Raw genomic sequence first — 18,354 nt, 5'->3', positions numbered from 1 at the left:
CGACGTCCTACGTCCTGTCGTCAGCCGCGACCATAAGAGGGGCTCCGGGGGCGGTCAAGGGCTCGCACACGAATGGCGTAGCCGTCAGAGGTCGAGCCAATGGCGGTATGAAATGGCGGGAGTTGGCGCATGTCACCGCCGGACATGGGACGTGGGACGTCCGGCGCGCGTACGATGCGGCGCATGTCCGCGGAGTCGAGGAACAGCCGGATACGGCGCGAGGTCGTGCAGCTGATCCTCGACCGCAGGCTCGGACCCGGCGCCCCGCTGCCCACCGAGGCCGAGCTGATGGAGGACCTCGGCGTCAGCCGCAACTCCGTACGCGAGGCCCTCAAGGCGCTCCAGGCGCTGGACATCGTGGAGATCAGACACGGCTACGGCACGTATGTCGGCCAGGCCTCCCTGGCACCCCTCGTCGACGGCCTCACCTTCCGCACCCTCGCCCGGCACGACGACGACACCGGGGCGCTCGCCGAGATCCTCCAGGTGCGGGAGGTGCTGGAGGAAGGGCTGGTCCGGCGGATCGCGGGGACGGTCACGGAGGCGGAGCTGGACGCGCTGGACGCGGTGGTGGCCCGGATGGAGGCGGCGGTCCGGGCGCAGCGCCCGTTTCCCGAACTCGACCGCGAGTTCCACGAGTTGCTCTATGCCTCCCTGGGCAACGCGTTCGTGCCCCAGCTGCTCGGTGCCTTCTGGACCGTGTTCCGCAGGGTCGCGGGCGCCCGCGGCTGGACGGACGACCCGGCGCCCGAGGTGACGGTCCGCCGCCACCGGGACATCGTGACGGCCCTGCGCGCCGGGGACGCCGAGGGCGCCCAGCGGGCGATGGCGCACCACTTCCGCGGCATCGAGGCCCGTACGCTGACCCGATGACGGACACCTGGCATCCGAGGGACCCCGGTGTGCTGCGACTGCCGTCGGGCCGACTGGTCCGGGGCCGCGGACTACGGCACCCCCTCGCCCCGGGGACGCCCACGCCCTCGTACGCCCTCTACCTCCTCGGCCGACAACCCCCGCCCGTCCCCTGGGAGTTCACCTGGATCCGCTGGCCCGACTTCCGCCTTCCCGCCGACCGCCCGGCCGCCCGCGCCGCGCTGGCCGAGGCCTGGGAGCGGACGGCGGACGAGCGCGTCGAGATCGCCTGCGGGGGCGGACGGGGGCGGACCGGGACGGCACTGGCCTGTCTGGCGGTCCTGGACGGCGTACCGGCCGGGGAAGCGGTGACGTATGTGCGCGCGCACTACGACCGGCGGGCCGTGGAGACGCTGTGGCAAAGGCGGTACGTGCGGAGGTTCTAGCCGAGGGCCGGGGCCAGGACCGCCGCGGCCTCCGCGATCAGTTCGTGGTCCCACGCAGCGTCTCGTTCGGGCTTCGTCACCTGCACGGCGAGTACGACCGGTGTGCCGTCCGGTGTCCACGCGATGCCCACGTTGTTGTTCGCGCCGTAGAACCCTGCGCCGGTCTTGTCCGCGACCGTCCACGTGCTGGGCAGGCCCGCGCGGAGACGGTTGCCGCTGGTGGTGTTGCCCAGCAGCCAGTGGGTGAGGAGGGCGCGGTCCCGGCGGTCGAGGACGTGGCCGAGGACCAGGCGGGCGTACGAGCGTCCGATCGCGCGCGGGGTCGTCGTGTCGGTGATCCGCCACGGTTCCGCCGAGTTGAGGTCGGTCTCCCAGCGGTCGAGGCGGGTCACCGGGTCGCCGACGGAGCGGGCGAACCGGGTGATCGCGGTGGGGCCGCCCAGTTCGCGCAGCAGCAGGTTGCCGGCGGTGTTGTCGCTGTAGCGGATGGCCACGTCGGCGAGTTCGGCGACCGTCATGCCCTCGGCCAGGTGCTCCCTGGTCCTGTCCGACCCGTCGACGAGGTCGGCCTCCGTGTAGTGGATGCGCCGCGCGAGGACCTCGCCGTGCCGGTCCAGATCGCGCAGGACGGCCGCGGCGGCCAGGGTCTTGAAGAGCGAGCAGATCGGGAAGAGTTCGTCGGCGCGGTGCTCGACGGTCCGCTTCGTACGGACGTTGTGTGCGAACACGCCGAGACGGGCGCCGTGTTGCTGTTCCAGCTCGCGCAGGCGGTCGACGACGGCGGCGTGGGCGGGTGCGCCGGTGAGGAGCGCGGTGGCGGTGGCGGTGCCTGCGGTGAGCAGGGTGCGTCGGCCTAAGATCTTGGTCTCCTTCGCTCGGTACGGGGTGTCGATCTCTTCAGTGACCGACGCCGTACGTCATCCCTTGGTTGCCCGGCCGTAGACCATCGGCGGACGGCCGCGCGGGCCCGGTTTCGCCACAGTGAGGGGCATGGAGAAGACGAAGGAGATCAATCGGGCACAGTTCCTGGCGGGAGCGGCGGCCCTCGGTCTGTCGGCGGCAGTGTTGCCGTCCCGCCCGGCCGCAGCGGCCTGCCGTGGCCTGCGGCACCGCGGCGTCGTCTACACCGTCGGCGAGGGCGAGACCCCGGGGACCGCCTGGAGTGCCGCCCGGATGCGCCGGGACATCCGCGCCATCCGCGACCGGCTGCACGCCGACACCGTGGACGTCACCGGCGACGGCGTCGAACGCCTCACCGCCACAGCCGCCGAGGCCGCCGAACGGGGGCTGCACGTATGGCTCCAGCCGACCCTCGCGGACGCCCCCCAGCGCGACACCCTGGAGCACCTGGCGGAGTGCGGCCGGTTCGCGGAGCGGCTGCGGCGGCAGGGCGCGAGTGTCGACTTCAGCGTGGGCTGCGAGTTCTGGCTGCTCGTGCCCGGGATCGTGCCGGGGGAGACGGTCCTGGACCGCGTACGGAACATGCTGAACGGCACCTTCGATCCCGTGAGGATGCAGCGCCGCCTCGACCGCTTCACCGCGAAGGCGGCGGCGGTCGGCCGGTCCGTCTTCCGCGGCAACCTCAGCTATGCCGCCGCCCAGGACGACAAGGTGGACTGGCGGCTCTTCGACATCGTGGGCATCGACTACTACTCGTACTTCCACCAACACACCCACTACGTCCGGGAGTTGAGGAAGTATCTGCGCTGGGGCAAGCCCCTCGCCATCACCGAGTTCGGGACCTGCACCTACGTCGGCGCCCCGGCGGCGGGCGGCATGGGCTGGAACGTCGTCGACTACGACAAGGACCCGCAGGAGATCAAGGGCCATCTCGTCCGCAGCGAACACACCCAAGCTGCCTACCTGGCGGACCTGCTGGACGTCTTCGAGTCGATGGGCCTGTACGCGGCGATGGCCTTCGAGTTCGTCACCCCGGACGCCCCGCACCGCACCGACAACCCGCGCTACGACCTCGACATGGCGAGCTACAGCATCACGAAGAGCATCAAGGACCGCCCCGACGACCCCCGTTCGGGCTGGCACTGGGAGCCGAAGGAGGCATTTCGCCTGCTGGCGCGCCAGTATGGGAGGGCGGCCAGCCTGCGCCGGGCACCGTAGAAGCGGTGGAGCGGCTGACGCGGCAGGAGTTCGAGGCCCGCATCGACGTGGCGTAGGCGGGGAGTGGTCAGCGGCAGTGGACGTCCTGCCGCGGTCGCTCGCCCGTCGCCAGGAAGCGTGAGACCGTTTCGTCGCCGCACCTGGTGCCGTTGGCGAGATAGGCCTCGTGGCCGGTGGCGTCGTTGATGACCATGACGGCGCGGCGGCCGAGCGCCTTGCGGAGCTTGAGGGCGCCGCTCAGCGGTGTGGCGACGTCGCGCTCGTTCTGGACGAGCAGGACGTCGGACGGGCCCCGGTCGGTGATCCGTACCGGAGTCTCCTTCGGCTGCCACGGCCAGGCGGCGCACACCAGCGCGTTCCTCGGCATGCCCGCGGTCAGGGGGTGCTTGGCGCGGCTGGTGTCGACGCCCTTCCGGTACGTGAGGGCATCGCGCGGCCATGCGGCGTCGTTGCAGATGGTGGCGGCGCTCACCGCGACGAGGTTCTGCATGGCAGGGTCCGGCGGGGCTGCCGGTGCGGGCGGGACGGTGCCCTTCAGGGTTGCTGCGATCAGCTTGGCCAGGGCGGGGTACTGGTCGGGGTCGTCGAGGCTGTCCAGCATCGTCTGGCGCAGTACGTTGCCGTTCAGTTCCTCCGGGTTGGCGCCGGGCCAGGGGATCGGCTCGCGGTCCAGGCGGGCGGCGAGGCGGAGGAAGAGCGGGCGGACCTCGGCGGCCGTGTCGGCCAGGCGGTACGGGTTGCCGGGCGCCGCGGCCCACTCGGCGAACTCGGGGAAGTTGTCCTCGACGCCCACCTCGTACGCGGCGACCCAGGCCCGCTCCGCCCGGACCGGGTCGGGGTTGTCGTTGCTGTCCAGCACGATGCGGTCGGTGCGCTGCGGGAACATCTCGCTGTAGGCGGCGCCGACATACGTGCCGTACGAGACGCCCCACGCGGACAGCTTGCGTTCGCCGAGCGCGGCCCGGATGCGGTCGATGTCGCGGGCGTTGTCCTTGGTGGTGATGTGGCGCATCAGCTCACTGCTGTTGGTTGCGCAGGCGGCGGCCACCCGTCGGGCGGTGCGCATGTTCTCGGTGACGGAGCCGTCCGGGGCGGGCCAGGGGCGCAGCTTCGACAGGGCCAGGTCGGCGTGGTCGAGCCCGCAACTGACCGGGGTGGAAGGCGCGTTGCCGCGCGGTGCGAACCCGATCAGGTCGTAGGCGTCCCGCACGTCCTGCGGCAGCTTCTGCCCCTTGCCGGAGGGGTCGCCCAGGCTGGTGCCGCCCGGCCCGCCGGCGATCAGCAGCAGGGCGCCCCGGCGGGCGGACGGTTTCTCGGCGGGGATGCGGGAGACGGCGATGTCGATCGTCCGGCCGCCGGGGTGGGCGTAGTCCATCGGGACTTCGAGGGTCGCGCACTGCTGGCGGGGGTCGAGGCCGCTGCCCGCGCACCTGGTCCACTGGATCGGCTCCTCGGCGGCGGACGCGGTGAGCGGCGTGACGACACCGAAGACGATGCCGGAGGCGGCGGCGATCAGGGCTGCGCTTTTCGTGATCTCCTTCATGAACACGAGACTCCCGGATGCCGCCCCCCCATCCCATCCGGTCAACTGCCTTGTCGGCAGGGGGGTTTACCCCCGCCCGGACGCAGGGTTCCTCATACGTCCCGCCGGTCCACGACCACCACCGCCACGACGGCCGCGACCACCGCCCACACCGCGAACACGACCCACCCGCCCGCGACGGTCGCCGGATACTTCGGGACCAGCATGTGGGACTGCCCGTAACCCACGTCCACGATCCGCGTCCAGGCGTTGAAGGGAAAGGTGTGACGGACCGACGCCGTCCAGCGGTAGCGGTCCGTGACGAAGGACGGCAGGAGCAGCAGCACGAACGTCGTCAGGACCATCGTCGTGGCGCTGTGCCGGATCACCGCGCCCAGACCCATGCCGACCAGCGCACACACCGGGGCGAGCAGGGCCGACGCCACGACCACCCGCCAGGCGCCCGGGTGGCTGATCGGCACGCCCAGGCCCCGCCCGTCGAGGATGGCCTGCGAGGAGGCGTAGGAGGCGGCCGCGACGAGCGCGCCGAACAGCGTCATGACCGCCGTCAGCACGACCACCTTGGCCGCCATCAGGGCACGCCGGTCCGGCACGGCGGTGAACGTCGTACGGACCAGGCCCGTCGCGTACTCGCCGACGATCGTGATCGCGCCGATGCTCGCGCACACCAGCACGAGGATCATGGCGGACCCGTCGGTGAAGGCGTCCCGCAGCGCCCAGTACACGAAGTCGTCGCGGATCGGCCCGCCGTAGTGCGGGTAGTTGACGTAGTCGGCGCGGGCCGCGTTCGCGTTGAAGCCGACGACGGCCAGCGCCCCGCAGCCGAAGGCCCAGTAGGTGGAGCGCAGGGAACGGAGTTTGATCCACTCGGCGGCGAGCAGGTCGGTGAAGCGGGAGGCGGGCAGCGCGAGGGTGGTCATCGGGTCTCTCCAGCCGCGTACTCGACGCTGTCGGCGGTCAGTTCCATGAAGGCCGTCTCCAGGGAGGCCACTTGCGTTGTCAACTCCCAGAGCTGGAAGCGGTGTTCGTGCGCCAGCTCACCGACCCGGACGGCGCTCGCCCCGTCCACCTTCAGCGTCTCCTCGTCGTACGGCGCCACCACCGCACCCTCCGACTCCAGTACGGCGGCCAGGGCACCCGCCTGCGGCGAGCGCACGGTCACCGTCGGCGCCGTCCCGCGTGCGGCGAACGCGGCGAGGCTCTCGGCGGCGATGAGCTCCCCGCGGCCGATGACGATCAACTCGTCGGCGGTGTTCTCCATCTCCGACATGAGATGACTGGACACGAAGACCGTCCGCCCCTCGTGCGCCAGCCTCCGGAACAGCCCCCGCACCCACAACACCCCTTCCGGATCGAGCCCGTTGAGCGGCTCGTCGAACATCAGCACCGGTGGGTCCCCGAGCAGCGCCGCCGCGATGCCGAGCCGCTGCTTCATGCCCAGCGAGAAGGAGCCGACCCGGCGCCGGGCGGCGGCCTCCGTGAGCCCCACCTCGGCGAGCACCTCGTCCACCCGCGCCCGCGGGATGCGGTTGCCGCGGGCCAGCGCGTGCAGATGCGCCCGTGCACTGCGCCCGCCGTGCACGTCATGGGCGTCGAGGAGGGCGCCGACGTGCCGCAGCCCGCGTGGGTGGTGGCGGAAGGAGTGACCGCTGATCGCAGCGGTACCGGCGCTCGGCTCGACGAGCCCGAGCAGCATCCGCAGGGTCGTCGTCTTCCCCGCGCCGTTCGGGCCGAGGAAGCCCGTGACATGGCCGGGGCGGACGGTGAAGGACAGGTCGCGTACGGCGGTCGTGGCGCCGTACCGCTTGGTGAGCTGCTCGACTTCGATCATGCGGACCACGGTGGCGCGGGCGGCGGGTGCGGGGCATCGGGCAGGGGCAGACACTTGTACGGCACTGGTGTCGACCCTGGTTGTACGTCCATGGGCCGATGACCGGGCCGGGCGCCCGGCCTACGATCGCGGCATGCCCGCCACTTCGCCTCCGCTGCCCCTGGTCAAACGCGTGTCGCCGGCCGGGTGGACGGCGGTCGTATGGTGCGCGAGCACGCTGTTCACCCTGCTGACGACGTTCCGGCTGCCCGGTGAGATCCAGCCGGCCCAGTGGCCGGCGGCCCAGTTGTACCGCTGGGACGGACTGACGTTCCTGGTGGTGTCGACCGCGTTGGCGTTCCAGAGCGGTCGGCTGCTGCAGCGCAGGCCGCTGCTCGCGACCACCCTGGCGATCCTGGCCGGGGTCTTCGAGACGACCACCCTCGGTGTCGCCCAGCTGCCGATGAACCAGTACCTCACGGCCATGGTGGTCCTGTACTTCGTCGCGGTCGCCCACCCTCGGCGCACCGCGCTCATCGCCCTGGGCATGGCGGTCGGCACCCTGATCGTGTACATAGCCGTACGGATGGCCCGCTCCTGGCCCGCCGGCACTTCCGCCGAACTGGCCGTCGCCCTGGTCACCGTGATCGTCTGGCTGCTCGGCAATTCCGCGCACCAGTCCCGGGTGCATGCCGAGCGGCTGAGCGCCGAGCACGCGGCCCGGGCGGTCACCGCCGAACGCCTGCGCATAGCCCGCGAGATGCACGACACGGTCGCCCACAGCATCGGCATCATCGCCCTCCAGTCGGGTGCGGCCTCCCGGGTGGCCACCGCGCACCCCGAAGCGGCCCTGGCGGCGATGCGGGCGGTGGAGAACGAGGGCCGCCAGACCCTCGCAGGCCTGCGCCGCATGCTGGTCGCGCTGCGTGCGGCGGACGCCGGGCAGGACCCGGAGCTCGCCCCGGCGGGCCTGGACGACGTCGACCGGCTGGCGGCCACGACGACCGCGGCGGGTGTTCGGGTGGAGGTACTGCGGCTCGGCGATCCACGTCGACTCCCGCCCGACATCGACCTGTCGGCCTTCCGCATCATCCAGGAGTCGGTCACCAACGTCGTACGGCACGCGGGCACCCGCGCGTGCCGGGTCACCGTCGACTACCGCGGCGACGAGGAGCTGGCCCTGGAGATCACGGATGACGGCCTGGGGCAGGGCAGTTCGACCGACACCGGCTTCGGGCTGGCGGGCATGCGCGAGCGAGTGGCCCTGCTGCACGGCGAGTTCAGCGCGGCCCCCCGCCCCGGGGGCGGCTTCCGCGTGGCCGCCCGGCTCCCGCTCCCGGCGGCCGTCCGATGACCGCGCAGACCCCACAGCCCGTACGGGTCCTCCTGGTCGACGACCAGGAGCTCATCCGTACCGCACTGAGCATGGTCATGGCCGACATCGAGGACGTGGAGGTCGTCGGAGAGGCGGCGACGGGGGAGAAGGCGGTACGACTGGCCGGTGAACTCGCCCCGGACGTCGTGGTGATGGACATCCGCATGCCGGGGATCGACGGCATCGAGGCGACCCGACGGATCACGCAGATGCAGACCGACGTGCAGGTGGTCGTCCTGACCACCTTCGACGACGACGCCTACGTCTACGGGGCACTGCGGGCCGGCGCGTCGGGCTTCCTGGTCAAGGACATGGCGCTGGACGACATCATCGGCGCGGTACGGGTGGTGGCGGCAGGCGACGCGCTCATCGCGCCGAGCGTGACCCGCCGCCTGATCCATGACTTCGCCTCCCGCCCCGAACCGGCCGTCGGGCGCCGGGAGTTGAATGCCATCACGGACCGCGAGCGCGAGGTCCTCACCCTGGTTGCCGGCGGCCTGTCCAACGCCGAAATAGCCGCCGAGCTGTGCATCAGCGTGGCCACGGCGAAGACGTACCTCACCCGCCTCCTCACCAAGCTGGACGCCCGGGACCGGGTCCAGCTGGTGATCATGGCTTACGAGGCGGGGTTGGTGTCCCCCTGATCCCTCTGATCTCCTGGCCCCTGGCTCACAGCCCCAACGCCATGATCAGCCGATCCTCCCCGGGCCCGAAATAGCCTTTGCGCACCCCGCCCTCGAAGGAGAAGCCCAGTGACCGGTACAGCGTGATCGCGGCCGCGTTCGTCGGTTCCACCGTCAGGCGGACCTGGTGGACGCCCTCGCTGCGCAACCGGCGTATCACCTCGAGCATCAGCCGGCGGCCCAGCCCGCGTCCGCGCAGTTCGGGGGTGACGGCGAGACTCTTGATCCAGTTCACGTAGCCGTCCGAGGTGGTGACGAACAGGACATAGCCGTGCAGGTTCCGGCCGTCGTCGAGGACGAGGATGCGGTCGCCGTGGATGTCGTAACTCTGGCGCAGCTCGAAGTAGTGGTACGGCTCCTCCGGGAAGGCTTCCCTGTCGACGCGGTGCAGTTCGGGCAGGTCGGCCTCGACGACGCCCCTCATGGTCAGGGGGCGGTCGGTGCGGTCGGCCGTGGAAGGAAAACGTTTCTCTGGAAGAGCCGTCATGCCGCCCCCTGCGGGTTGGGAGTCAAGGGCGCGTTGACACCCGTACGAGTGGTACAGGTGAGACGCCTGTTGTCTGCCTTTCTGGTGTGTTCGGCAGAGTTCCGACCATCTTCAGCGGGACAATCCGGCCGTTCAAGGCCCGATCAGGCCGCACGAATGCATTCGCCCCGGTGCGCCCCCAGTGCGCCCCGTCCCGCTGCCGGGGACATGACGTAATTCTCGGGACATTGACCGCAGGGGGATCCGGAGGGCCTCCGGTGTTGGTACCGTAGGTAAATGACCTTGAGATCGTCGGGGGATGCCCAGGTGAAGAATGCGGACGCGCCCTGGGACTCATTCGACCCGATCGCCTACGTTCGGCACAACTACCGCTTCTTACAGGCGGAGGACGAGGAGATCCTGCATATCATCCGGGGTCATTTCGGCGGTTATTTCCGGAAGCAGGGCGTCGGGCCGGTTTACGGCATCGACGTCGGCGCCGGGGCGAATCTCTATCCCGCGCTCTCCATGCTGCCCTGGTGCGACGAGATCACCCTCTTCGAGCACTCGCTCGCGAACGTGGAGTACCTCGAGGGTCAGGCGGGCGGCTACGACGAGAACTGGGACCCGTTCTGGAACGCCCTGTGCGAGCACGATGCCTACGGCTCCCGCTACTTGGACCCCCGCGAGCGGTTCCGCAAGGTCGTCAAGGTCGAGCAGGGCAACATCTTCGGTCTTGAGCGCTTCGGCGGGCGGTGGTCCGTGGGGACCATGTTCTTCGTCGCCGAGTCGATGACCACCTCCCACCAGGAGTTCAACCTGGGGGTGAGGCGTTTCATGTGCGCCCTGGCCCCCGGTGCCCCCTTCGCCGCCGCCTTCATGGAACATTCGAAGGGCTATCACGCCGGGGAAGAGTTCTTCCCGGCCTGTGACGTGGGAGAATCCCATGTGCGCGCGAGTCTCGCACCATTCGCGGGCAACTTCGAGGTGCAGCGGCTCAAGTCTGCGGCAGGTGTGCGCGACGGGTATTCGGGAATGATCCTGGCCTACGGTTGGCGACGGAATACGGACGCAGGCATTCCGGCCGTTTGACCAGTGGTTGTCCGAGCAGTGGCTCCACTGCGAAAAATCTTCACAACAGAAAAGGGTCATTCCTCAAATGACGGCAGTGCGGCCTGTGTGAGGGGCATGGGATGCAGATCAAGCCACGCCAGCATTTGCTGGACATCTGGCAGGCCATCGCCCGCCACTCCTTCGAGCGGGAGCAGTGGGACTGGGGCGAGTGGGGCGGGCAGAGCAGCGTCGCCGACGCCGAGCGGCTGCTCTGCCTGCTGTACCCGGCCACGGAGATCCCCGCGTTCCGGCTGGACGACCCGGACACCACACAGGAGGACGTCCAGCAGGCCCTGAGGAAGGCCGGTGGGCGGCTCGACCTCCCGGCCAACCTCGTCAAGGCCGCGTCCGAGTTCATGCGCACCCACACCGGCGAGGACAAGAGGCCCACCTTCGCCGGGGGCTACTACTTCGGCTCCGCGGACAAGACCCAGGGAGAACCCACCGAGGAACAGCGCCAGCTCGGCGTGGTCGACTCCTTCTCCATGTCGATCACCCTCTGCCTGGCCACGCTCGGCTTCCTCAAGGTCTACGAGACCAGGACCAGACGCAGCGACATCCAGGAGACGATCGCCGAGCTGCGCGCGGCCACCAGCAACCGGCTCACCGCCGCCATGGTGAGCCTGCTGCGCTCCTTCACCGTCAACGCCTTCGACGCCGACTCCGCCCAGGGCCGCAACCTGGTCGAACTCCTCGGCCAGGGACGGCTGTCGCAGCGGCAGGTACTGAACATGTACCAGAGCCGCTTCCGCGCTCTGCGCGCCGCGATCGTCGAGAGCCTCACCCTCGGTATCGACGTCCAGGCGGGCCTCAAGGACGAGAACCAGTTCTTCGAGTGCGGCTGGTCGTGGAGCCTGGTGAAGGACGCTCCCGAGGTCGAGACCGACGAACTCATCGGGCCGCAGCCCAAGGGTGCCGCCGACCCGGTGCCATACCTCTACTTCACCGTGGTCGCCCTCGACGGCATCCAGGACCTGTTCTCCGAGCGCACCCTCACCCTGGGCCTGCTCAACACCGAACAGCAGAAGCTCGCCGAGGCGCTCCGGCTGCGCTGGGAGCTCACCCAGCAGTACTGGTCCGGCATCGCCCGCTTCGACCCCGAGCGCTGGCCCCTGGAGGACATCCCCTGGCGTACGACGGGACAGGAACTGGAGTCCGAGTACTTCTCCCTCTCCGTCGCCGCCATCCTCGTCCACGACCTGATGCGGCGCCGGGCCACCGACGACGACCTGGCCCGCACCGTCACCGTCATGGAACGCCTCGCCGAACGCGGCCGTATCACCAGCCGTATGACCCGCGACGACCGCACGGTCTTCGAACTGCACAACGCGGGCGTCAAACTGCCGTTGCAGGGCAGCGAGCGGCTCGGCCCGCCGATGACGTGGTCCCTGCACGACTTCTCGGCGCAGCTGCTGAAGCGGACCATCCAGCTGCGCGCGCTCTCGCGCAACCTCGACTCGCACGACCGTCTGCTCAGACTCGCCGAGGACGTCTTCGACCACATGTGGCGCCGCCGGATCCGGGAGGGCGAGGGCACCGGCCTGTGGGACTACGTCCACGCCGCCTATCCCGAGGCGGAGATCGTCACACGCCGGGTGCCGGTGTCGTGGAACATCACCGAGCGCGTCGCCGAGGTGATGGTCCAGGTCCACCAGATGTACCGGCAGCCCCCGGTCCGCAGCCCCGAACTCTCCGAACTGGCAGGCGCGTTGCTCAGCGAGTCCGCGCATTTGCTGGGCAACGAACAGATGGAACCCGCGCCCACCGACGACGGCCGGCACGGAATGCAGCTCAGGAACATCGAGGTCAAGCTGCGCCGAGCCCGCAGTCTCCTGGACCAACAGCCGGGCACCGCCTACGCGTTGGCGCTCGACGTGCTGGGACAACTCGACTCGCTCACCCGGGCTCGCGAAGCCGCGGCCCAGGGACGGTGACCGCGTGCTGATCTTCGCCGCCTCCGACAAGGGAGGCACGGGCCGCTCGGTCACCAGCGCCAACCTCGCCTACCACCGTGCGCTGGCCGGGGACGACGTCTGCTACCTGGACTTCGACTTCGGCTCGCCCACCGCCTCGGCCGTCTTCGACGTGGCCGATGCCCGCGCGGCCGTCGAGGACCGCGGTCTGCACTCCTACCTGATAGGGGAGGTCGGCGAGCCGGAGCGCATCGACGTCTGGGCCAGGACGGAGCACCAGGTGCTGCGCGACCCGCCGCCCGGCTGCGGCCGTCTGGTGCTGATGCCCGGCGACGTCAGCGGCGGTGAGTTCGCCACCACCGGCGACCACGTGCGGCTCTGCGTCGACCTGCTGATGAAGCTGTACTACGAGTTCGACCTGGTCGTCGTGGACCTCAGCGCCGGCCGCTCCTACGCCGTCGACATGGTCCTGGAGGCCACCGCACAGCCCGAGATGCGGGAGATCACCGCCCGCTGGCTGGTCTTCCACCGCTGGACCCGCCAGCATGTGGCGGCCGCCGCCAGCCTGGTCTTCGGCGAGCGCGGCATCGTCGCCGGCGGTGTCGACCGCGGCCACGAGGAGGAGGCGCTGCGCGGCGCCATCCGCTTCGTCCGGGCCGCCGTACCCGATCCCGAGTCACCGCTGTGGTCGCAGGTCTCGCCCACCCAGTCGGCGTGGATGCGCAAGACCGACAGCGACCTCAAGCAACTCGCCTCCACGCATGGCATCGGCTACAGCCAGGTCCTCGGCTCCATTCCCCTCGAACCGGTCCTGCAGTGGCGGGAGCAGCTCATCACCGACGAGGACGTGCTCGACAGCCAGATCGCCAACATGGAGACCTGGCGGGCGCTGAACCAGCTGGCCGCCCGGCTCACCGACGACAAGTACTGGGAGCAGGCGTGAGAGAGGCCGTCTTCCGGGAGACCACGGCGGAGCTCCGCACCCAGTCCGTGCCGCTGTCCCATCTCTCCCTGGAGCTGGGCCACCTCTACATGGAGGACTTCGAGGCCGGCCCCGAGCGACTGCGGGAGCACTTCGCCGAGGTCCGGCTGTGGGTGGACGCGGCGCGTGCCTCCGCCGCCCGTCGCACCGGCGGCAAACGACCCCGCATCAGCACCTGCTTCCTCATCGACGACTACTTCACGCGCTTCTCCACACCCGCCGAACTCATCCCGCTGGTGCTGAAGGAGGCCGAGAAGGCAGGCCTGGTCATCGACTACCTGGCCCGCGAGTCGGGCTGCGCGGTCGCCGACCGTGTCGAGCTGGCCGAGTCCGTCATGCACCGCCTGGTCGAGTCGCCGCCGCCGGGCAGCTACGGCTCCCGCCCGTCCGTCAGCCAGACCGGCTGGCTGGCCAACGGACAGCGCACCCCCACCACGAAGCGCGCCGCCCTGGGCGAGGTCAGGGGCTGGCAGCCGCCCCAGGAGACCGCGGCCCGCAACCACTCCGTCTTCATGGACGTCGAGCTGTGGTCCGAGAAGGACGGCCGGCGGCTGTGGTCCTGCCCGTTCCTGGCCGCCGTATGGCAGCTGGCCAGGCTCGGACTGTTACGGCACCTCGGTGAGCAGGTGCTCGTCCCGAGCCCCTGGAACGGCGAGGACTTCCCGCAGGACTGGGACCGGCTGCCGCCCCTGCTCCAGCTCAACCCGCGGGCCGCCGCCTTCAGCGCCTACCGCACCTGCACGCTGATGCCGAACCGTTTCCTGGCCGTCGAGGACGCCGTGCGGCTCATCCTCGACCAGACGGAAGTCGACTCCGGGGCGCTCCGGCAGGTCGCCGAGCGCTCGGCCCGGGAGGGGCTCGCGGTTCCGGCCGCGGTCGCCCAGCGCGCTACGTACGTCTTCTACGAGGAGCCGGTCAACGCCCTTGCCATCGAGGGGCCCTGACATGACGACGGCCCTCGGACAGCCCGCGCGCCCGGTCCTCGCCTGTGGTGAGGTGCGTACCTGTCTGCTGCCGTCCTTCCAGGCGCTGGACGGCCGGGCCGCCGCCCAGCTGCTCAGACTGCGCGCCGACGAACACGTCCGGGTCTCCGAGCGGCCCAACCTGTACGCCCTGTCCCCGGAGGTGCTGACCGGGGTGGACTGCCGGCTGCCCACCTCCAACGGCGCCAAGGTCCGGGTCGTCGGCACGGTGGCCACCCGCGTGGCGCTCACCGAGGGCCGTCTGCTGCAGTCCACCGCGTACTTCAGCGCACCGGCCGCGGGCCCCGACACACGCCGCCCCTGGGGGCACTATCTGGTACGGCCCGGTGTGGTCGAGCCCTTCGGCAAGCTGCCCGAACAGGCCACCGCGGAGGGCGTGCTGCGCGGCGCCGGGCGCGGTGAACTCGACCTGGGGATGATCGCCGAGTCCCTGCTGACGCGGCTGCTGCGCCACCCGCTCCTCGATCGCAAGGTCCCCTTCAAGTCCCGTCGCACACACCTGCGTTGGGCGGCCCACCGGATTCCGGAGGGCGAGCGGGCGGAACTGACGCGGTTCACACTCGCCGAGGACGGGCTGCGGACCGTGGAGCTGCGGCTGCCGGAGAATACACCGGTCTCCGCGGCCGCGGGTCTGTGCGAGGACCTCGCGCTGCACGACTGGCTTTTGACGACGGTGGTGCACATGCTGGACAGCAGTCGGCTCGCCGCGGCGGACGGGCGAGCCGCGGTCCAGGCGCTGCGCCCGGCCGTCGACCATCTGCTGCATCTGTGGATGCCGCACGCGCAGGTGGACCGCTCGCTGGTCCACCTGTGGGAAGTGCTGGAGCGGGAACCGGGGTTCACACGCCAGTGGCAGAACCTGGTCCAGCGCATCCGGGACCAACTGGCCGTCCAGGCCATACCGCTGCTGCACCAGGCACTGAGCACGAGCTGAGGGGCGGCACCAACCACATACCCGACGGGGGAGAGACATGAGCGGAGCGTCGTTAGGGTCCGGGGACAACGGAGCGAGGGTGCAGCGGCAGGGCATACCCAAGCTGTTCTGGAAGATCCTGATCACGGCGTCGGCGGCGGGCGGCGCCTTCCTGCTGACCATCCTGCTGAACGGCGACAACAACGACATCTGGCAGTGGGTGGCGTCCATCGTCCTCGGCAGCGCCACGCTGATCGTCCAGTACCTCGTGGACTTCGGGGAGCGCCTCGAGGTGGTCGAGGAGAGCCAGCGCCGGCACATCGACGACATGAAGCAGAGCCTGGCCAACCACCATGCGGAGATGCGCACCGCGGTCGACCAGAGCTTCGCCAAGATCAACGAGGCTACGGAGCTGTTCAGCAAGGTGGACGGTTCCGTCCTGCGCTCCGAGGAAGTGACCCGGCTGGTCAAGGCGTACACCCAGGTCGGTGACGAGGCGCCGGGGATCGTGAAGAGCTTCGCCGAGGAGGAACTGAAGCGGCTCGCCGAGCTGATGGAGGACCTCATCAGCGGCAGAGCGGACTCCTCGTTCGAGAACCACGAGTGGCTGATCGACCTCGCCCTGTGCGTCAAGAAGACCCTGTACGCCACGAGCACGACCGTCGACCGGGACTTCTGGTCCAGCGAGCCCGCGAAGCGGTATCTCAGCGCGCAGGAGAAGGCCATCAAGACCCGGGGCGTGGAGGTCCGGCGCCTGTTCCTCGTGGACGAGCCGGAGGAGGTCACCGAAGCCCTCGAGCAACTCTGCGCGCGGCAGCGCAGGTACGGCATCGACGCGCGTATAGGCGTGCAGTCGCAGCTGGATCCGGGCGGCACGGTGATGGACTTCATCATCTTCGACGGGGAGCTGTCCTACGAGACGCGGCCGGACAATCACGTCAGGCCGGACATGACGATGCTGAGGATGAAGCACGAGCACGTCGAGGACCGCGTCAACCTGTTCAACGAGCTGTGGGCGGCGACGGAGCCGGACCATGAGCCCGAGCCGGAACTGGGGAGCGTCCGCCGCCGGCTGCGCCGGGTGGCCGAGTGACCGCACCCTCGCCGCTGCTGTGACTGCTTTCTTCGTATAGGCAGCCGGTGGCGCCTCTTCGAACTCCATGAACCGCTCGAAAATACCGTCGGTTTGCAGGGCCTGGTCAATGCGCATCGCGATTTCGGGCTGAGGCTTTTCGAAAGGCCTGCTCGAACTCCCGGATTGCGAGCCGTGACGCGTGCGAAGCGTTGGCCATGGCCCAACCACCTCTCCCTGGCCAGCACTTGTGGAGCACAGACTCCTGCCGAGTGTAGGCGGAACGGTCCACGCCGGAGACGAAAAGCGTGAAACTCAAAAGGAAAGGGGAGCACGCTGTAGGCGCAACGGACACGGTGCCCGCAATTATGAGTCGTGTTCGTTACGGTCGTTAAGGAGAGGAAATGAAACCGCCCGTCGGCACTCATGTCGTGGACACGCGTACTGGAAAGGTGGGAATCGTCATGGGGCACGAAGGGCCGTACGTGCAACTGAGACCGTACGGGGGCGGCAGGGAGTGGGACGCCGATCCCGCCGCCGTGCGCGGGGCCACCCAGGCGGAGCGGCTGAGCGCGGCGACCGCGTACGCCAACGCCCGCAGCCGGGGTGAAGTGCCTTGAGTAAGGTGCGGGCGCATGAGTCTGCCGAGCATATGGAGATGGCTGAAGCCGCGGGCCGTGCGGCGCTACCCCGACCCGCTCACGGCACACCAGCTCTGGATGGTGTCGCTGAGCGCGCCGGTCAGCCGGGACCGCGGCGCCTCGCGGACCACCCTGTACCCGTTCACGCGGATCGACGACGACAGCGCCCGCAGCCGGCTGGCCGAGCAGTGGGAGATCACCTCGCGCACCGAGCTGACCGACCGGCTGGACGGGCTGTCGCGCAGCGGCTACCGCGCGCGGGCCAGGCAGCTCCTCGGCGTCTCACCGCTCGCCTGGGACGCCGCCCTGTACGCCGACATCGCCCGGCTCGGCTTCGGGTGCGGGATGGTCACCGAGGCCGAGGCCTGGACCGCGCTGAAGAACATCGTGCCGGCGGTCGTCGGGACGTACGCCTCCTGGCAGGAGTACGCCGATCACTACCTGCTGGGGCGGACCGTGTGGCGGGACGGGCTGCGCGGCACCCAGGACGCGGCCTTCCCCGCCCCGCAGTCCGCCGCCGACGCGCATCTGCGCGCCCTCCTGGACCCGGCGAACGGGGCCAGCCCGTGGAACCTGGCCCCCTGGGACAGCATCAGCCACCCCGACCGTCCCCGCTGAGTCCGGCGGTACGCGAGAATGGACCTCATGAGTCTGTTCCCTGAGGAAGACCGGCCGGAGCCCTGCGGGGGTCGGCGATGAGTCTTTTCCGGGACGACGGCATCGTGCTGCGGACCCAGAAGCTCGGGGAAGCGGACCGCATCATCACCTTGCTCACCCGTGGTCACGGGCGCGTGCGGGCCGTGGCACGCGGGGTCCGGCGTACCAAGTCCAAGTTCGGTGCCCGGCTCGAACCCTTCTCCCATGTCGACGTGCAGTTCTTCGCGCGCGGCAGTGAGCTCGTCGGGCGCCATCTGCCGCTGTGCACGCAGAGCGAGACCATCGCGCCGTACGGCGGCGGGATCGTCGCCGACTACGCCCGCTACACCGCGGGCACCGCCATGCTGGAGACCGCCGAGCGGTTCACCGACCACGAGGGCGAGCCGGCGGTGCAGCAGTACCTGCTGCTCGTGGGCGCCCTGCGCACCCTCGCCCGCGGCGAGCACGCCCCGCACCTCGTCCTCGACGCCTTCCTCCTGCGCTCCCTCGCCGTCAACGGCTACGCCCCCACCTTCAGCGACTGCGCGAAGTGCGGGATGCCCGGGCCGAACCGGTTCTTCTCGGTCGCCTCCGGCGGAGCCGTCTGCGTCGACTGCCGGGTGCCCGGCAGCGTCGTACCCTCGCCGCAGACCCTGGAACTGCTGGGCGCGCTGCTTACGGGAGACTGGGAGACCGCGGACGCGTGCGAGCCGCGGTATGTCAGGGAGGGGAGCGGGCTGGTGTCCGCCTATCTGCACTGGCATCTGGAACGCGGGCTGCGTTCGCTGCGTTACGTAGAGAAGTAAGC

At 70.1% G+C, this 18,354-nt stretch carries 19 protein-coding genes; 14 read left to right on the top strand and 5 right to left on the bottom strand.

What is annotated here, in order from left to right; all coding sequences use genetic code 11:
• Positions 1-174 precede the first annotated feature (174 nt).
• Both IH68_RS0114045 and IH68_RS0114040 read left to right on the top strand, forming a co-directional pair.
• Positions 175-873, top strand: coding sequence for a FadR/GntR family transcriptional regulator (locus IH68_RS0114045; protein WP_030934035.1), 699 nt, complete (start codon positions 175-177; stop codon positions 871-873).
• Complete coding sequence (locus tag IH68_RS0114040; protein ID WP_030934032.1) at positions 870-1,298, top strand: protein-tyrosine phosphatase family protein; 429 nt, start codon at positions 870-872, stop codon at positions 1,296-1,298. The genes IH68_RS0114045 and IH68_RS0114040 overlap by 4 nt, the downstream gene beginning before the upstream one ends.
• On the opposite strand, the gene bla is transcribed toward IH68_RS0114040, so the two are convergent.
• A complete protein-coding gene (bla, locus tag IH68_RS0114035) occupies positions 1,295-2,191 on the bottom strand; it encodes a class A beta-lactamase (protein ID WP_051833420.1) in 897 nt (298 codons plus the stop codon). The genes IH68_RS0114040 and bla overlap by 4 nt on opposite strands.
• Positions 2,192-2,288: 97 nt before the next feature.
• Here bla and IH68_RS0114025 point away from each other — a divergent pair, with 97 nt between their 5' ends.
• Positions 2,289-3,416: a hypothetical protein gene (locus IH68_RS0114025; RefSeq protein ID WP_030934025.1), complete on the top strand. Its 1,128-nt coding sequence runs from the start codon at positions 2,289-2,291 to the stop codon at positions 3,414-3,416.
• A gap of 67 nt (positions 3,417-3,483) precedes the next feature.
• On the opposite strand, the gene IH68_RS0114020 is transcribed toward IH68_RS0114025, so the two are convergent.
• The 3 genes from IH68_RS0114020 to IH68_RS0114010 form a co-directional block, all read right to left on the bottom strand.
• A complete protein-coding gene (locus IH68_RS0114020; protein WP_030934022.1) occupies positions 3,484-4,959 on the bottom strand; it encodes an alpha/beta hydrolase in 1,476 nt (491 codons plus the stop codon).
• 92 nt (positions 4,960-5,051) lie between these two features.
• Entirely contained in the window at positions 5,052-5,879 is an 828-nt protein-coding gene (locus IH68_RS0114015; protein ID WP_030934019.1) for an ABC transporter permease, read from the bottom strand.
• Positions 5,876-6,790, bottom strand: coding sequence for an ATP-binding cassette domain-containing protein (locus IH68_RS0114010; RefSeq protein WP_030934016.1), 915 nt, complete (start codon positions 6,788-6,790; stop codon positions 5,876-5,878). The genes IH68_RS0114015 and IH68_RS0114010 overlap by 4 nt, the downstream gene beginning before the upstream one ends.
• A 133-nt stretch (positions 6,791-6,923) precedes the next feature.
• Here IH68_RS0114010 and IH68_RS0114005 point away from each other — a divergent pair, with 133 nt between their 5' ends.
• On the top strand, positions 6,924-8,123 hold the full coding sequence (locus IH68_RS0114005; RefSeq protein ID WP_030934012.1) for a sensor histidine kinase: 1,200 nt from the start codon (positions 6,924-6,926) through the stop codon (positions 8,121-8,123).
• Positions 8,120-8,788 carry a response regulator gene (locus IH68_RS0114000; RefSeq protein ID WP_030934009.1) on the top strand — a complete coding sequence of 223 codons (669 nt, stop codon included), beginning with the start codon at positions 8,120-8,122 and terminating at the stop codon, positions 8,786-8,788. The genes IH68_RS0114005 and IH68_RS0114000 overlap by 4 nt, the downstream gene beginning before the upstream one ends.
• A gap of 25 nt (positions 8,789-8,813) precedes the next feature.
• Here the strand turns inward: IH68_RS0114000 and IH68_RS0113995 are convergent, their stop codons facing one another.
• Positions 8,814-9,314 (bottom strand): GNAT family N-acetyltransferase, encoded by a 501-nt coding sequence (locus tag IH68_RS0113995; protein WP_030934006.1) that lies wholly within the window; start codon positions 9,312-9,314, stop codon positions 8,814-8,816.
• A gap of 276 nt (positions 9,315-9,590) precedes the next feature.
• On the opposite strand from IH68_RS0113995, the gene IH68_RS0113990 reads away from it, so the two are divergent.
• The 9 genes from IH68_RS0113990 to recO all read left to right on the top strand — a co-directional run bounded on the left by IH68_RS0113990 (position 9,591) and on the right by recO (position 18,352).
• Positions 9,591-10,385, top strand: coding sequence for an SCO2525 family SAM-dependent methyltransferase (locus IH68_RS0113990; RefSeq protein WP_037884814.1), 795 nt, complete (start codon positions 9,591-9,593; stop codon positions 10,383-10,385).
• Between the two features lie 101 nt (positions 10,386-10,486).
• Entirely contained in the window at positions 10,487-12,340 is a 1,854-nt protein-coding gene (locus IH68_RS0113985; protein WP_030934002.1) for an SCO2524 family protein, read from the top strand.
• A gap of 4 nt (positions 12,341-12,344) precedes the next feature.
• Complete coding sequence (locus tag IH68_RS0113980; protein ID WP_030934000.1) at positions 12,345-13,262, top strand: SCO2523 family variant P-loop protein; 918 nt, start codon at positions 12,345-12,347, stop codon at positions 13,260-13,262.
• A complete protein-coding gene (locus IH68_RS0113975; protein WP_030933997.1) occupies positions 13,259-14,245 on the top strand; it encodes an SCO2522 family protein in 987 nt (328 codons plus the stop codon). Before IH68_RS0113980 ends, IH68_RS0113975 begins: the two co-directional genes overlap by 4 nt.
• A gap of 1 nt (position 14,246) precedes the next feature.
• Positions 14,247-15,218 (top strand): SCO2521 family protein, encoded by a 972-nt coding sequence (locus IH68_RS0113970; protein WP_030933995.1) that lies wholly within the window; start codon positions 14,247-14,249, stop codon positions 15,216-15,218.
• 79 nt (positions 15,219-15,297) lie between these two features.
• Complete coding sequence (locus tag IH68_RS0113965) at positions 15,298-16,290, top strand: DUF6879 family protein (RefSeq protein WP_234341340.1); 993 nt, start codon at positions 15,298-15,300, stop codon at positions 16,288-16,290.
• Positions 16,291-16,673: 383 nt separating this feature from the next.
• Complete coding sequence (locus IH68_RS0113960; RefSeq protein WP_030933991.1) at positions 16,674-16,889, top strand: hypothetical protein; 216 nt, start codon at positions 16,674-16,676, stop codon at positions 16,887-16,889.
• A gap of 15 nt (positions 16,890-16,904) precedes the next feature.
• Entirely contained in the window at positions 16,905-17,528 is a 624-nt protein-coding gene (locus IH68_RS0113955) for a DUF1266 domain-containing protein (RefSeq protein WP_030933988.1), read from the top strand.
• 77 nt (positions 17,529-17,605) lie between these two features.
• The gene (gene recO, locus IH68_RS0113950; RefSeq protein ID WP_030933986.1) at positions 17,606-18,352 is read left to right on the top strand and encodes a DNA repair protein RecO; all 747 of its coding nucleotides are present in this window, start codon (positions 17,606-17,608) and stop codon (positions 18,350-18,352) included.
• The last annotated feature ends 2 nt before the right edge of the window (positions 18,353-18,354 follow it).

This window comes from Streptomyces sp. NRRL S-646, assembly GCF_000720765.1.
Taxonomy (GTDB): Bacteria; Actinomycetota; Actinomycetes; order Streptomycetales; family Streptomycetaceae; genus Streptomyces.
Note: the sequence above shows the minus strand (reverse complement) of the source record. Positions and strands in the feature narration are given on the sequence as shown.